General features: G+C 71.5%; 15 protein-coding genes. 3 read left to right on the forward strand and 12 right to left on the reverse strand.

The genetic code is table 11. The features are described 5' to 3' along the window. Positions 1–20 precede the first annotated feature (20 nt). Positions 21–905 carry a MurR/RpiR family transcriptional regulator gene (locus OG607_RS43630; protein ID WP_405737454.1) on the reverse strand — a complete coding sequence of 295 codons (885 nt, stop codon included), beginning with the start codon at positions 903–905 and terminating at the stop codon, positions 21–23. Between the two features lie 221 nt (positions 906–1126). Between OG607_RS43630 and OG607_RS43635 the strand changes: the two genes are divergently transcribed. After that, the gene (locus tag OG607_RS43635; RefSeq protein WP_405735833.1) at positions 1127–1891 is read left to right on the forward strand and encodes a sugar isomerase domain-containing protein; all 765 of its coding nucleotides are present in this window, start codon (positions 1127–1129) and stop codon (positions 1889–1891) included. A 6-nt stretch (positions 1892–1897) separates the two neighbouring features. Here the strand turns inward: OG607_RS43635 and OG607_RS43640 are convergent, their stop codons facing one another. The 3 genes from OG607_RS43640 to OG607_RS43650 are packed head-to-tail and all read right to left on the reverse strand — an operon-like array spanning position 1898 to position 4204. Further along, positions 1898–2260, reverse strand: coding sequence for a cupin domain-containing protein (locus OG607_RS43640; RefSeq protein WP_405735836.1), 363 nt, complete (start codon positions 2258–2260; stop codon positions 1898–1900). A 4-nt stretch (positions 2261–2264) separates the two neighbouring features. Continuing rightward, positions 2265–3110, reverse strand: a complete 846-nt coding sequence (locus OG607_RS43645; protein WP_405735839.1) for a TIGR02452 family protein — start codon at positions 3108–3110, stop codon at positions 2265–2267. Positions 3111–3163: 53 nt separating this feature from the next. After that, on the reverse strand, positions 3164–4204 hold the full coding sequence (locus OG607_RS43650) for an NAD-dependent epimerase/dehydratase family protein (RefSeq protein WP_405735842.1): 1041 nt from the start codon (positions 4202–4204) through the stop codon (positions 3164–3166). Positions 4205–4371: 167 nt separating this feature from the next. On the opposite strand from OG607_RS43650, the gene OG607_RS43655 reads away from it, so the two are divergent. Together OG607_RS43655 and OG607_RS43660 are read left to right on the forward strand one after the other, a co-directional pair. Then, positions 4372–5748: an OFA family MFS transporter gene (locus OG607_RS43655; RefSeq protein WP_405735845.1), complete on the forward strand. Its 1377-nt coding sequence runs from the start codon at positions 4372–4374 to the stop codon at positions 5746–5748. Further along, positions 5729–5857, forward strand: a complete 129-nt coding sequence (locus OG607_RS43660) for a hypothetical protein (protein WP_329321178.1) — start codon at positions 5729–5731, stop codon at positions 5855–5857. The genes OG607_RS43655 and OG607_RS43660 overlap by 20 nt, the downstream gene beginning before the upstream one ends. A 176-nt stretch (positions 5858–6033) precedes the next feature. Here OG607_RS43660 and OG607_RS43665 read toward each other — a convergent pair whose 3' ends face one another. The 8 genes from OG607_RS43665 to OG607_RS43700 all read right to left on the reverse strand — a co-directional run bounded on the left by OG607_RS43665 (position 6034) and on the right by OG607_RS43700 (position 14414). After that, positions 6034–6744, reverse strand: a complete 711-nt coding sequence (locus OG607_RS43665) for a lysophospholipid acyltransferase family protein (protein ID WP_405735847.1) — start codon at positions 6742–6744, stop codon at positions 6034–6036. Positions 6745–6802: 58 nt separating this feature from the next. After that, positions 6803–6964: a hypothetical protein gene (locus tag OG607_RS43670; protein ID WP_405735849.1), complete on the reverse strand. Its 162-nt coding sequence runs from the start codon at positions 6962–6964 to the stop codon at positions 6803–6805. 80 nt (positions 6965–7044) lie between these two features. Then, positions 7045–8061 carry a hypothetical protein gene (locus tag OG607_RS43675; RefSeq protein ID WP_405735852.1) on the reverse strand — a complete coding sequence of 339 codons (1017 nt, stop codon included), beginning with the start codon at positions 8059–8061 and terminating at the stop codon, positions 7045–7047. 31 nt (positions 8062–8092) lie between these two features. Then, on the reverse strand, positions 8093–9052 hold the full coding sequence (locus OG607_RS43680) for a cytochrome c oxidase assembly protein (protein ID WP_405735855.1): 960 nt from the start codon (positions 9050–9052) through the stop codon (positions 8093–8095). 696 nt (positions 9053–9748) lie between these two features. After that, entirely contained in the window at positions 9749–10774 is a 1026-nt protein-coding gene (locus tag OG607_RS43685) for a 6-phosphofructokinase (protein ID WP_405735857.1), read from the reverse strand. Between the two features lie 170 nt (positions 10775–10944). Then, positions 10945–11673 carry a type 1 glutamine amidotransferase gene (locus OG607_RS43690; protein WP_405735859.1) on the reverse strand — a complete coding sequence of 243 codons (729 nt, stop codon included), beginning with the start codon at positions 11671–11673 and terminating at the stop codon, positions 10945–10947. Between the two features lie 14 nt (positions 11674–11687). Beyond that, a complete protein-coding gene (locus OG607_RS43695) occupies positions 11688–12926 on the reverse strand; it encodes a MurT ligase domain-containing protein (RefSeq protein WP_405735861.1) in 1239 nt (412 codons plus the stop codon). Between the two features lie 156 nt (positions 12927–13082). Next, positions 13083–14414, reverse strand: coding sequence for an ammonium transporter (locus tag OG607_RS43700; RefSeq protein ID WP_405735863.1), 1332 nt, complete (start codon positions 14412–14414; stop codon positions 13083–13085). Positions 14415–14523: the final 109 nt, after the last annotated feature.

The raw sequence follows: 14523 nt of genomic DNA on the forward strand, positions 1-14523 counted from the left end.
AAATCTGCAGCGCGACCGTGTCACCGGTTGCGGCGCGACTTCGCCGAGTGCTGCGGGCTGATGTGATCCGTGAGGGCGAGCGAGGCGCTGGCCCTGGTGTACGACAGCTGGGCGACCCGTACGTACAGGCAGTCGATCAGAACCAGAACCGAGTGCCGGGCGCCGATGCTGCCCGTGCGGAAGCTGGTCTCGGCGGAGGAGGAGATGAGCCGGATGTCGGCTGCGCGGGCGAGCGGCGACCGCGGGTCCGCGGTGATCGCCACGGTGGTGGCGCCCCGCTCCTTGGCCAGTTCGAAGGGCTCCAGGGTCTCCCGGGTGGAGCCGGAATGGGAGATGCCGATGGCGACGTCGGACGGGGTGAGCAGGGCGGCCGAGGTCGCCGCGGCGTGCACCTCGTTCCAGCCGCGCACCGCGCAGCCGATCCGGAACAGCCGCACCTCGGTCTCCAGCGCCACGGCGCCGCTGCCGCCGACGCCGTAGACGTCGATCCGCCGGGCACGGGCGATGGCCTGGGCGGCCCGCTCCAGGGCGTCGAGGTCGATGCGTTCGATGGTCTGCTGCACGGCCCGAAGATCGGCGTGGCCGACGACGTTGACCACGCGCTCAAGGCTGTCGTCGGGAGAGATGTCGGGGCCGATCTCGGCATTGCTCCAGTCCGAGGTCTCGCCGCGCCCGCGCTCCTTGGCCAGTTCGATCAGCAGGTGCTGGTAGGAGTCCAGGCCGATGGCCCGGCAGAAACGGGTGACAGTGGCCTGCGAGGTCCCGGTGCGGCGGCCCAGTTCGGCGGCGGAGGTGTGGGCGACGGCGGTCGGGTCGGCGAGGATCAGCTCCGCCACCTTCCGCAGCGAGCCGGCCAGCCGGGGCAGCTCCGTCCGGATCAGCACGGTGACGTCTGTGGAGGCCACGGCGGGGCCGGGGGCTGTCCGTTCCATGGTGTTCGCGATCTCCTCGTTCTGTGCATGCTCAAGAGCACGAATGTACCAGCCACCAAAGGCGTGACCACCTGAAATTCACGACCGCGTGCGGGCATCGGACCGGCTGAAGCTTGTCCGTTGGTGCGGCTCTATGGTTCAGTGATTCATATAAGTTACGTATCTTTGATGACTCAAGCCACCGGGAGTGTCGCGTGTCCGCTGAATCCGTCAACGCCGCCGGCTTTGCCCGCGAGAGCCTGGCGGTCCTTCAGGACCTCACTGAAGCGGCCCGGCCCCAGGTGGCGGCGGCGGCGCGGCTGATCGCGGACTGCGTGTCAGCAGACGGTGTGATCCAGGCATTCGGCACCGGCCACTCGCAGGCCGCCGTACTGGAGATCGCCGGCCGGGCCGGCGGCCTGGTGCCCACCAACCGGCTGCAGATCGCCGATCTGGTGCTCTTCGGGCGCGAGGACCCCTCGGTCCTCGACGACCCGCTCCTGGAGCGGCGGCCCGGCGTCGCCGACCGCCTCTACGCGCTGGCCTCGCCGCGCCCCGAGGATCTCTTCGTGATCGTCTCCAACTCCGGGGTCAACAGCGTGATCGTGGAGATGGCGCTCCGGGCCAAGGCACACGGCCACCGCATCCTCGCCATCACCTCCCTCGCCCACACCCGGTCCGTCGACGCCACCCACCCCAGCGGCCGCAAGCTCGTCGACCTCGCCGACGTCGTCCTGGACAACGCCGCCCCCAGTGGCGACGCCCTCCTCGAACTCCCCGGCGGCGGAGCCGTCTGCGCGATCTCCAGCCTCACCGCCGTCATGCTGGTCCAGATGGCGGTCGCCGAGGCCGGCGCCCTCCTGCTCGCCGACGGCCGCCGCCCCCCGGTGTACGTCTCCGCGAACGTCCCCGGGGGCTTCGAGGGCAACCTCCAACTGGAGAAGCACTACGCGGGGCGGATCCGCCGTACGGCCAGTTAGGGCGCCCTAGGCGACCCGTACGCCGGTCGTCCCCTTGTCCTCGTTGCCGTCGCCGGCGTTGACCGTGCCCCGGGGCTCGAACATCAGGATCCGCGTGCCCTGTTCGGCCCGCGGCCGGTGCGGGGTGCCCCTGGGCACCGTACAGACGTCCAGCGGGTCCAGGGTCACGGTGCCGCCGGGCAGGTCCAGATGGAGCCGGCCCGCCAGCACCAGGAAGAACTCGTCGGTGTCCGCGTGGACGTGCTCGTCGAAGTCGCCCTCGACGTTGGCGACCTTCACGTCGTAGTCGTTCACCTCGGCGAGGACATGCGGAAGCCACTTCTCCGGCACCGCGTCCATCACCCTGTCGATGTTCAGCTTGTCGCTCACGTTGCTACCTCCGGGACGGGGATGGTGCGGGGAAGACCGAGGCGAACGCCAGGCGCGCAGGCGAGTCGCCGTGCCGGTCCAGCACCGCGAAGACCACACGCTCGAAGCGGCCGGCGAAGCGCCCGCCGTCCGCGAGCAGCGCACGGAAGGCCCCGGCCACCTGCGCCGGGTCGTTGCGGAACACCCCGCAGCCCCAGGCACCCAGCACAAGCCGCCGGTAGCCCTCGGCGGCTGCCACCTCCAGTACGCGCTCGCTGCGCGAGGCCAGCGCGGCGGGGATCCGGGCGGCGTCGGCCGGGCTCTGGCGGGCGATGACACCCGCGTTGGGTGCGGCCGAGGTCAGGAAGCCGACGGCGTACGGCTCTTCGAGGAGCCGGCCCCGGTCGTCGCGGTAAACGGGGACGGCGGGGGAGTGGATGACGCGGTCGGAGTAGAAGGGGCTGCGGTCGGCGCGGTGGGCCGCGTAGAAATCCGGCACGCGCAGGAGGCAGGTGTACAGCGCCGAGCCCCGGCACAGCGCCTCCTCCTGCGCCTGGGCGCCGTTGAGGTAGCCGCCGCCGGGATTGCGGGCGGACGCGAAGTTCAGCACGGCCACCGGATCCGGGGCCTCGGCGGTGATCCGGCGGGCCGCCTCCAGGCTGCTCTCGCCGGTCACCTCGAAGGCCGTGGCCGGGCACGGCGTGGTGTCGTCGGATACGGCGACCGGGCCCGGCCCGTACACCCGGGTTCCCTCGGCGGCGCGGGCCACCAAGGCGCCGAGCGTGACCTCGCGGCCGAGCGCCGAGCGGTAGCCGCCCGCCGCGACGATGGCCTCGTTCTCCTTGGCGATACCGCGCAGGCGGGCGCTCATGTTCGTTTCCCCGTCATCGTCCCCGTCATCTCGGACGAGGCTAGGCGGTGTGACTAGCGGCTCGCCAGCCAATTGTCCTCGGCCGCGTAGTCGAACGGATCGCCCTGCGTCTGCGCGCGCTGCGCAAGGACGGGGAACACCTCGCGCCAATCACCCTTGCGCAGCGCGGCCACCGTCCAGTCGATCGTGGCCGGCAGCGAGTCCTCGTACGACGTCACCGCCCGGTAGCCGAGCTCGCGCTCCGCCCCGGCCATGCCGAACACCAGCGGGTGGGGCACGGACCACGGCGTCTCCCCGACCCGGCCGACCGGCGGCGGGCCGTCCACCAGCACGGTCTCGCAGGACCAGCCCATCGCGGCGTCGATCGCGGCACCGATCTCCGCCACGGTCGGGGTGCGCGGATCCACGGCGTTGAGCACCCGGGAGCCCGGCTTGCGCGCGGCCAGCCGCACCAGCTCCGCGATGTTGGCGCTGCTCGCGGGGGAGAAGCGGCTCTCACCGCCCCACGCCAGCACGCGCACGGGCCGCCGGTCCAGCACCCGCTGGATGAACCACAACTCGCGCAGCGCCGGGCTGTGAGGCCCGTGGATGGCCCCGGCGCGCAGCAGCGTCGTCGGCAGCCGGTCGCCCGCAGCCAGCAACTCCCGCTCCAGGGCGACCTTCTTCGTACCGTACGTGGCATCACCCGGCGCCACCGTCGGATACTCCTCCGGGACCGGCACGGGGTATCGAGGGAAACCGTCCGGCTCCTCCTGCGTGTCGAAGCTGCGGCCCTCCGCGTCCTCGTACACCGCAGCGCTGGAGATCACCACCGCCGAGCCGATCCGGTCCGCCAGCCCCAGCAACTGCCGTGCGTGGCCCGCGTCGTAGGCCACGCAGTCCAGCAGCACGTCGCACCCCTCGCCGAGCGCCGCCGCCAGCGCCGCGCCGTCCGCCCGGTCCACCCGCACCGGCCGTACGCCCTCCGGCCAGTCCTCGTCGGCGCCGCCGCCCCGTGAGGCGGCCCGCACCTCCCACCCGTCCTCGGCCAGCGCGCGCACCGCTGCCCGCCCGATCTGCCCGGTCGCCCCGATCACGAATGCGGTTGATGTCATGCCGGTGACGCTACGGGCGGACGGCGCGCCGGCCCAGTGGCGTTCGCCGAGCGCGGATCCGCCACGGGCGCAACCCACCCGGAGTGGTCTGGACCCTCGACGCCCACCCGTCACACCGGAATACTGATTCCTCATTCAACATTCCGGGTATCAACACGGAGGAAAACATGGGCAGTTGGGACTTACCCGTACCCAAAATCCTCGACCGCTCGCGGTCGATCGCCCCGCCGGGCTGGAGCCGCTGGCTGGTCCCGCCCGCCGCCCTGTCCATCCACCTCGCGATAGGCCAGGCCTACGCCTGGAGCGTGTTCAAGCCGCCGCTGGAATCCTCGCTGAACCTCTCCGGCACGCTCAGCGCGCTGCCCTTCCAGCTCGGCATCGTCATGCTCGGACTGTCCGCCGCGTTCGGCGGCACGCTCGTCGAGCGCAACGGCCCGCGCTGGGCGATGTGCGTGTCCCTGGTCTGCTTCTCCTCCGGCTTCCTGATCGCCTCCCTGGGCGCGGCCACCCGCCAGTACTGGCTGGTCGTCCTCGGCTACGGCTTCGTCGGCGGCATCGGCCTGGGCATCGGCTACATCTCGCCGGTGTCCACCCTCATCAAGTGGTTCCCCGACAGACCCGGCATGGCCACCGGCATCGCCATCATGGGCTTCGGCGGCGGCGCGCTGATCGCCTCGCCCTGGTCGGCGCAGATGCTCAAGTCCTTCGGCTCGGACTCCTCCGGCATCGCCCTGTCCTTCCTCGTCCTCGGCCTCGCCTACGCGGTCTTCATGTCACTGGGCGTACTGCTAGTCCGCGTACCGGCGCCCGGCTGGAAGCCCGCCGGATGGACGGCCCCGGACCCGGCCGCCGTCCCCCGGCTGGTCAGCGGAGCCGACGTATCGGCCCGCAACGCCATCCGCACGCCCCAGTTCTGGTGCCTGTGGGTGCTGCTGTGCTGCAACGTCACCGCGGGCATCGGCATCCTGGAGAAGGCCGCCCCCATGGTGACGGACTTCTTCGCCGGCACCTCCGTACCCGTCGGAGCCAGCGCCGCCGCCGGGTTCGTGGCCATGCTCTCGCTCGCCAACATGTCCGGCCGGTTCGTGTGGTCCAGCACCTCCGACCTGATCGGCCGCAAGAACGTCTACCGTCTCTACCTCGGCGCGGGCGCCCTCAGCTACCTGGTCATCGCCATCGCGGGCAACGCGTCCAAGCCGCTGTTCATCATCTGCACCATGCTGATCCTGTCCTTCTACGGCGGCGGCTTCGCCACCATCCCCGCCTACCTCAAGGACCTGTTCGGCACCTACCAGGTCGGCGCCATCCACGGCCGGCTGCTCACCGCCTGGTCCACGGCCGGCGTCCTGGGCCCGCTGATCGTCAACGCGATCGCCGACGCCCAGAAGTCCGCCGGGCGCACCGGCCCGGCCCTCTACACGATGTCGGTCTACATCATGGTCGGGCTGCTCGCCGTCGGCTTCGCCGCCAACGAGTTCGTACGCCCGGTCCACCCCCGCTTCCACGAGCCGAAGGAGGCCCCGCATGAGCACGCCCACACCTGAGAAGGACCGCCGCCCGCTGATCGCGTTCGCGTGGCTGTGGGTCTCGGCGCCGTTCGCCTACGGCCTGTACGAGCTGTTCCTGAAGGCCGCCAAGCTCTTCAGCGGCTGACCCGCGGCGGCCCTAGGGCCTGTCCGGGCGATCAGGGGCGGTCCAGGCGTCGTCTGGTGTGGTGCATCGCAAGGCGCCGGAATGCCCGCAGGGTGGTTTCCTGTGGGCGTTTCGGCAACGCGGCGAGGTGCCGTGCCTGGCGGCGAAGGGGCCGTTCATGATCGCCCGGACAGGCCCTAGGCGGCCTTGCCCTTCGCCTTGGCCGCCTCGGCCTGCTGCTCCGCCTTGACCTCGGTGGCGTAGCGGTCGACGTACTCCTGCCCGGACATGCCGAGGATCGCGTAGATGATCTCGTCCGTGACGGCGCGCACCACATGGCGCTCGCCGTCCATCCCGGCGAACCGCGAGAACTCCAGCGGCTCGCCGAAGCGGATGGTCACCCGCCTGATCCTCGGCATCACCCGCCCCGTCGGCTGGATCTCGAAGGTGCCGACCATCGCGCACGGAATCACCGGCACCTGAGCCTTCAGCGCCATCCGCGCGACCCCGACCCGGCCCTTGTACAGTCGCCCGTCGTGCGAGCGCGTGCCCTCGGGATAGATGCCGAGCAGCTCGCCGCGCCCCAGCACACCGAGCCCCTCGCGCAGCGCGGCCTCGCCCGCCTTGCCGCCGGAGCGGTCCACCGGGATCTGGCCGGCGCTGCGGAAGAACGCGGCGACCAGGCGGCCCTTGATGCCGGGACCGGTGAAGTACTCCTGCTTCGCCAGAAAGGTGATCCGCCGCGGCAGGATCGCGGGCATCAGGAAGTGGTCGGAGAACGACAGGTGGTTGCCCGCGACGATCGCGGGGCCCTCGGCCGGTATGTGCTCCAGCCCCTCGATGCGCGGCCGGAACATCAGCCGCAGCAGTGGACCGAGCAAGACGTACTTCAGTACGCGGTAGAACATGGCAGCCGCCTCCCCCTGATGACGTACGCACCGTAGCGCGTCCCGCGCATGCGGCGCTTCAGCGCGGCACCCTGATCGCCAGCACCCCCGCGGTCGCGAGCCCCAGCACCACCCAGGCGAACCACAGCCAGCCGTTCGCGCCGAGCGCGACGGTGTAGGCGGTGACCGCCACAAGGCATGCCATGGTGCACAGTGCCATCACCTTCCCAGGTGCTCGCATCCACGTGCTCCTCCCCGACGGGCCGGCTTCCATGGTCGCCCCGGCAGCGGCCGGGCGCCACTGCCGTGCGGCGGCGATCCTCACCAGTCGCCGTCGGTGACCTGGCCGCCGTCCTTGAGCTGGTGCACCTGGCCCGGCGCGGGCTCGGTCCACGGCTGCTGGTCGTCGCCCAGCCAGTCGCCGACCGGCTCGACCTCCGCCAGCGGCCCGGCCGCCGCCAGGTCGTCGGCGTCGGCGTCGTAGTAGTCGAACCACGGCAGACCCGCCGAGGTGTACGCCGCCCGGTCCACCGGGGACGACGGCGGGGCCTCGCCGGTGATGTGCCGCCACTGCGGGGCGGTCGCCAGGTGTACGAAGACCCGGCCGGAGGCCTGCTCCCGCCAGTCGGCGAGCGGCCGCTCGTCCCGGTACACCTCCTGCCGCATACGGCCGCCCGCGCCGAGACCCATGGCGGGTGCGGCGCGCGGCGCGAGGCTTCCGAAGACGTTCCCCGTCAGTATCGTCTCCAGCTTCTCCTCTGCGGGCACGCCCCAAGGACCTCGCTGGGAGACCCGGCGCCGCCGCTGTTCGGCCCGCCACGTGGTCAGCGGTCTCTCGCCCAGCTCGAAGACCTGCAGCTGTACGCCGCCCCAGACCTCCTCGCCGGAGACCTGCCCCTCCACCGTCGCGCCGAGCCCGAGCGGCACCGCCACGAACTGCCGGATCGTGCCGGCGCCGGAGTTGATGCCGTCCAGCCAGGGCTGGCGCGGCAGGACCACGTAGTTCTGCGGATCCCGGGACAGCCGGTCGCTCCACGGCCGGCCCGACACCGCGCACACCTTGCCGACGCCCACCTGCAGCGCGGCGGGCGCGGTCGCCGAGAAGCTCAGCCACATCGCCTCGCGCTGGTAGACCGGCAGCATCACCCCGCCCCGCTCCAGCCACTGCGCGGGCGCCCGGTCCGGGTAGTCGGCCACCGAGCGCAGCGGGAAGGTCCCGAGCCCCGGTGGCAGCGGATGCGTGCCCGTCTCGGGCAGCCTCAGGGTGCGCATGAACCGCACCGTCACTCCGCCCGGCAGCTGAAGCGCCGAGCCCGATATCCGTACCTGGCCGCCCATCGGGGCCTCCCTCCGGGAGGCCGCGCCCCCGTCAGCCGCGGCCCCGTGCCTCCAAGGATGCCAAGTAGGCGTTGTATGCCGCCAGTTCCGCGTCCCCGTCACGGTCTGCCGCCCGGTCCTTGCGCCTCGCCTGCCGCTGCTCGCTCATGTACCACTGGAACAACAGCGCCACCAGCACGATCACCGACGGGATCTCACTGAACGCCCATGCGATGCCACCCGCCGCCGTCTGGTCGTCCAGCGGATCGATCCCCAGCGACGCCGGCGGATGAAGGAACGTCGTCACCATCGGCTCGCTCGCCATCATCAGCGCGATCCCGAAGAACGCGTGGAACGGCATCCCCGCGAACAGCTCCAGCATGCGCATGATGTACCCCGGCCGGTTCGGCCCCGGGTCCACGCCCATGATCGGCCAGAAGAAGATCAGGCCCACCGCCAGGAAGTGCGTCATCATCACGATGTGCCCGGCCCGGCTGCCCATCAGGAAGTCGAAGACCGGGCTGAAGTACAGCCCGTACAGGCTCGCGATGAACAGCGGGATGGTGAACGCGGGATGCGAGATCACCTTCATGTACCGGCTGTGCAGCAGCGCCACCAGGAGCTCCCGGGGCCCCTTGCGCCCCCGGGCCGCCGTCGGCAGAGCGCGCAGCGTCAGCGTCACCGGCGCGCCCAGCAGGATCAGGATGGGAGACACCATGCTGATCACCATGTGCTGCACCATGTGGACGCTGAACATCACCATCCCGTAGTCGTTGAGCGCCGTGCACATCACCGCCGCGATCGTCAGCACTCCCGCCGCGAACGCCACCCCCCGCCCCACCGGCCAGCTGTCCCCGCGTCTGCGGAGCCGCACCACGCCCCACCCGTACAGCGCCAGCGCCAGCACACACCCCACCAGGAAGACCGGATCCCCGCCTCCGGCGAACTCCAGCCCCCGCCCGAACGTGAACGGCGGCAAATCCGTCATGGTGCCGTGCCCGCCGTGGTCCATCCCTGCCACTCTCCTGTCGTGCGTACTGCCCGCACCAGACTAGGGGTGCCGTGACCGGAGGCGTTCGCCGGGTTGCGCAGCCCGCCGGCTTCGCTTGTCCTCAATCGCCGGACGGGCTGAATTCAGCCCGTCCGGCGATTGAGGACGGAACCGGCCACCGGACGGACCCGCCGAACCAATGCGGTCGCAGCGCTGACCGCCCCGCCACCGGAACGGCGGCGGGGCGGCCCGGTGGTTCGGGGCGACGGCTCACGTCTTCCGGAGCACGGACAGGACGTCTCCGGGTGTCCCTGAACATGGATGTACCGTTCCTGGGCAGTGAGCGGGGGTGAGTCCGCGCACTGGCACGCCCCGAACGGTCTTGGGCGCACTGGTCGTCCGCTTTCGCTGCCAGGTGGCGACACGGATCCTGTCCGTGGTCCGGTCCCGGAAGGGCGGAGTCCTTCACGACCTGGCCATGTGGACACGGCCAGAGGCGACGGGGAGGCCCTGAACCGTCACTCCGGTGGAGCAGGGGCCCCGCACGCTGGCACCACATCCGGCGTCCCAGGTCGCACCGCTCACGCTACCCCCGCCTCCACAGGGCACCGCAAGCCAGGAAACCGACCATCACACGATCGAGCTAAACAGACCTCGCACGAAAGCCGCCCCGCAGCCGGAGCTGCGGGGCGGCTTTCAACGCTGGGAGCCTGCGGACTAGAGCACGCACTCCGCCTCGACATACCGCTCGGCCGGCACCGTCTTCAGGTGGTCCACGGCCTCGGCGAGCGGCACCAGCACGATGTCGGTGCCCCGCAGCGCGGTCATGTTCCCGAACGCACCCGCGTGCGCCGCCTCCACCGCGTGCCAGCCGAAGCGCGTCGCCAGGACCCGGTCGTACGCGGTGGGCGTGCCGCCGCGCTGGACGTGGCCGAGGATGACCGGGCGGGCCTCCTTGCCGAGCCGCTCCTCCAGTTCGACGGAGAGCTGGTTGGCGACGCCGGTGAAGCGCTCGTGGCCGTAGACGTCCTTGACGCCGGAGGAGAACTCCATCGTGCCCTCGCGGGGCTTCGCGCCCTCGGAGACCACGACGATGGCGAACTTCTTGCCCGCCTCGAACCGCTTGCCGACCAGCGCCGTGAGCTCGACGATGTCGAAGGGCCGCTCGGGGACGACGATCGCGTGCGCGCCGGCGGCCATGCCGGAGTGCAGGGCGATCCAGCCGGTGTGGCGGCCCATGACCTCGACGATCAGGACGCGCTGGTGGGACTCGGCGGTGGTCTTCAGCCGGTCCAGGGCCTCGGTGGCCACGCCGACCGCCGTGTCGAAGCCGAATGTGACGTCCGTCGACGAGATGTCGTTGTCGATGGTCTTGGGCACACCCACGATCGGCAGCCCGTTGTCCGACAGCAGCCGGGCGGCCTTCAGGGTGCCCTCGCCGCCGATCGGGATGATCGCGTCCAGGCCGAGGTCGGCGACATGGCCCCTGGCCCGCTCCACGCCGTCCCGCAGGTGCTCGGGGCGGACCCGGGAGGAGCCGAGGATCGTTCCGCCGCGCGCGAGGATGCCGCTGACGGCGTCCAGGTCGAGCTTGCGGTAGTCGCACTCGAGCAGGCCCTTCCAGCCGTCGTGGAAGCCTATGACCTCGTCGCCGTGGTCGACCACGGCGCGGTGCACCACGGACCGGATGACGGCGTTCAGGCCGGGGCAGTCGCCACCGCTCGTCAGCACACCAATACGCATTGCTCGTAACTCCCACAGATCGATCCGGGCGACCGGACACCGTCGTCCGGATGGACCGCGACGAAGCCGTCGCAATTCTTACGATACTTATCGCCGGTCAAATGGCGCTTAAGCGCCCGCAGTGCGGACAGAGGATTACAGGTCGGTGCCGGCCCGGTGCGGGAAGCCGGTCAGGCGGGCTGGCTGGCGGCGGCGATGCGCTCGGCGCGCAGCGCCTCGTACCACTGGTCGTCGGCCGGCGGCAGGGCCTTCACGTCCAGTGCCAGCTTGATCAGCATGTCGGCGATCTGCGGATTGCGGGCCATGACCGGGCCGTGCATGTAGGTGCCGAAGACGGTGTCGTTGTACGCGCCCTCGGTTCCGTCGCCCGTGCCGTTGCCGTTGCCGAACCGGGTCCGGGCGAACGGCTTGGCGCCGCGGCCGACGTGGGTGACGCCCTGGTGGTTCTCGAAGCCGGTCAGCGGGGGCAGGCCGAGCGCCGGGTCGATGTCGGCCAGCACGTCGCCGACGCAGCGCTCGCCCTCGCCGCGCACGCTGACCACGTCGAGCAGGCCCAGGCCCGGCTCGGGGCGGCCGAGGTCGTTGACGAACTCGTGGCCGAGGATCTGGTAGCCCGCGCACACCGAGAAGACGATGGCGCCGTTCTCCACCGCGCGGGCCAGCCCGCCGTCGCGGCGCAGCCGCTCGGCGGCCAGGCGCTGCGGGCGGTCCTCGCCGCCGCCGATGAGGTAGATGTCGCCGGAGGTCGGGATCGCCTGGTCGGACCGTACGTCGAGCCGGGTGACGGGGACGCGGCGCTGGCGGGCGCGGCGCTCGACGACCAGGACGTTGCCCTGGTCGCCGTAGGTGCTCAGCAGGTCGGGGTAGACCCAGACGACACGCAGACTTGAGTCGCTCATGATTCGTCTCTCCCTCAGTTGCCGACGCGGCGGCGCAGGTCCTGGAAGGCGGTGTAGTTGGCGATGGCCTCGATCCGGCCGGCGGGCGCGTTGCGCACCGCCTCGTCGACGTCCTCGCAGACCCGGAACTGCAGGCCCGCGACCTCCAGCCGGACGGCGAGGTCCAGCTTGCGGTCGCCGATGACGAAGATCGGGTGGCCGGCGAGCCGGGTGTAGTCCACGTCCCACAGCCAGGAGGTGTCGGTGCCGTCGGCGCCGCGGGCGTTCACCGACAGCAGGACCGGGGCCGGCGGGCCGTCGATGAGGGAGAAGGTCTCCAGCCAGCCGGCCGGGTTCTTGGCCAGCAGCAGCCGGATGTCGCGGCCGAGGAAGCTGACCACGTCGTAGCGGCCCGCGACGGCTTGTACCGCGTACATCCGCTCCAGGGCGACCTTGGGCTCGACGCCGAAGGCGGCGGCCGCGGCGGCCGAGACGGTGGCGTTGGACTTGTTGGCCCGGCCCGGCAGCTGCAGGCGGATCGGCCAGGCGGCGCCGTACGGGTCGATGACGTGGTCGCCGGACAGGGCCCAGGTCGGGATCGGGCGGCGGAAGCCGCACTCGCCGCAGAACCAGTCCTCGGAGGGGCGCTGCAGGACACCGCCGCAGGAGGGGCAGGACCAGGCGTCGTCCTTCCACTCCTGGCCGGCCGCCACCCAGACCACGGTCGGGCAGGAGGAGGCGGCCCAGGTGATCAGCGGGTCGTCGGCGTTGGCGATGACGATCGCCTCGGTGCCGGCCAGGCCCTCGCGCCACTTCTCCGCGAGCATGCGGGTCTCGGCGGCGCGGTCGAGCTGGTCGCGCGAGAGGTTGAGCAGGGCGATGGCCTTGGGGTTGACGTCACGGGCCACCCCGGCCAGGTACTTCTCGTCGACCTCGATCACGCCGTAGCGCGCGTCGGAGCCGCCGGCCAGCGCGGAGGTGATGCCCGCCGGCATGTTGGCGCCCAGTGCGTTGGAGACGACCGGGCCGGCGGCCCTGAGGGCTTCGGCCAGCAGCCGGGTGGTGGTGGTCTTGCCGTTGGTCGCCGAGACCAGCACCACGTCGAGGTGGGTGGCGAGCGCCGCCAGCAGGTCCGGGTCGAGTTTGAGGGCCACCCGGCCGCCGATCACCGATCCGCTGCCCCGCCCCGCCGCACGCGACACCGCCGCGGCGGCCTTGCCCGCCGTCACGGCCAGCTTGGCCCGCGGCGACAGCGGCTCCGAGTTGCCTGCCATCGTCTCCACAACCTCCTTGTGTCCGCCCCCGCGCCTGCCTCGCGAGCCGGTCGCGGATCAGCCTATCGACTCCGTGTGCCTGGCCAGAAACCCGGATGGCCGCCGGGCGGGCTCGGATGAGCCCGCCCGGCGGCCGGGGAGGAGGCCGGACCGGGTTCATGCCCCGGCCGGTTCGCCCTTTCCAGCCGGAACCAGGGCCGCGGCCGGGACGGGGGCCGGACGGACGGCGGCGCCGCCCGTGCCGCCCAGCAGGTCGTACGCGCTCTCCGCGTGCAGGTGGACGTCGACGCCCTCCTCCTCGGCCTCCGGGGTGACCCGCAGGCCGATGACCTTGTCCAGGACCTTGGCGATGAGCCAGGTGACCACGAAGGAGTAGGCGAGGACCGAGAGGGCGCCGACGGCCTGCTGGCCGAGCAGCTTCAGGCCGCCGCCGTAGAACAGCCCGTCGCGTCCGCTGGGGGCGTCGGCCGTGCCGAGGATGCCGACGAGCAGTGTGCCGGCCAGACCGCCGACCAGGTGGACGCCGACGACGTCGAGGGAGTCGTCGAAACCGAACCGGTACTTCAGGCCGACGGCCAGCGCGCACAGCGCCCCGCCGATCGCGCCGGTGGCGAGGGCGCCGAGCGGGGTGACCGCGCCACAGGACGGGGTGATGGCGACCAGGCCGGCGATGGCGCCGGAGGCCCCGCCGAGGCTGGTGGCGTGGCCGTCGCGGAGCTTCTCCACCAGCAGCCAGGCGAGCATCGCGGAGCAGGTGGCGGCGAAGGTGTTGAGCACCACGACGGAGGCGGCGTTCCCGGCGGCCAGCGCCGATCCGCCGTTGAAGCCGAACCACCCGAACCACAGGATGCCCGCGCCCAGCATCACGAACGGCAGGTTGTGCGGGCGGGTCGTGCGGCCCGGCCAGCCGGCCCGCCTGCCCAGGACCAGGACCATCGCGAGGGCCGCGGCTCCGGAGTTGATGTGCACGGCGGTGCCGCCCGCGTAGTCGACGGCGCCGAGCTTGTTGACGATCCAGCCGCCGGTCACGCCCTTGCCGTCGAACGCGAAGACCCAGTGCGCCACGGGCAGATAGACCAGGGTCACCCACACACCGGTGAAGACCATCCACGCGCCGAACCTGATCCGGTCCGAGATCGCGCCGCAGATCAGCGCGGCGGTCAGGGCGGCGAACAGCGCCTGGAACGCGGCGAACACGGACGCCGGGATCACGGCCTTCGGGTCGTCGGCGATCACGCCCTTCATGCCGAAGTACTCGCCGACGTTGCCCAGCAGCCCGGCGCCGCCGATGGAGTCGCCGAACGAGGCCGAGTAGCCGTAGACGATCCAGATGCAGCCGACGAGGGCGACCGCGCCGAACACCATCATCGTCATGTTGAGCACGCTCTTCGAGGAGACCATGCCCCCGTAGAACAGGGCCAGCCCCGGCACCATCAGGCAGACGAGTGCGGTGCTGGCCAGCAGCCAGGCGGTACTTCCGGTGTCCATGGGCTCTCCGTACGGATGGGTCCAATGAAATGAATCAACGTTTCATGTGAGTAGACCCAAGGTGCGTTACGAGACCACTGCGCGGCGGGTTAAACACCGGTTTCCGGAC

Source organism: Streptomyces sp. NBC_01537 (assembly GCF_045040445.1).
Taxonomy (GTDB): domain Bacteria; phylum Actinomycetota; class Actinomycetes; order Streptomycetales; family Streptomycetaceae; genus Actinacidiphila.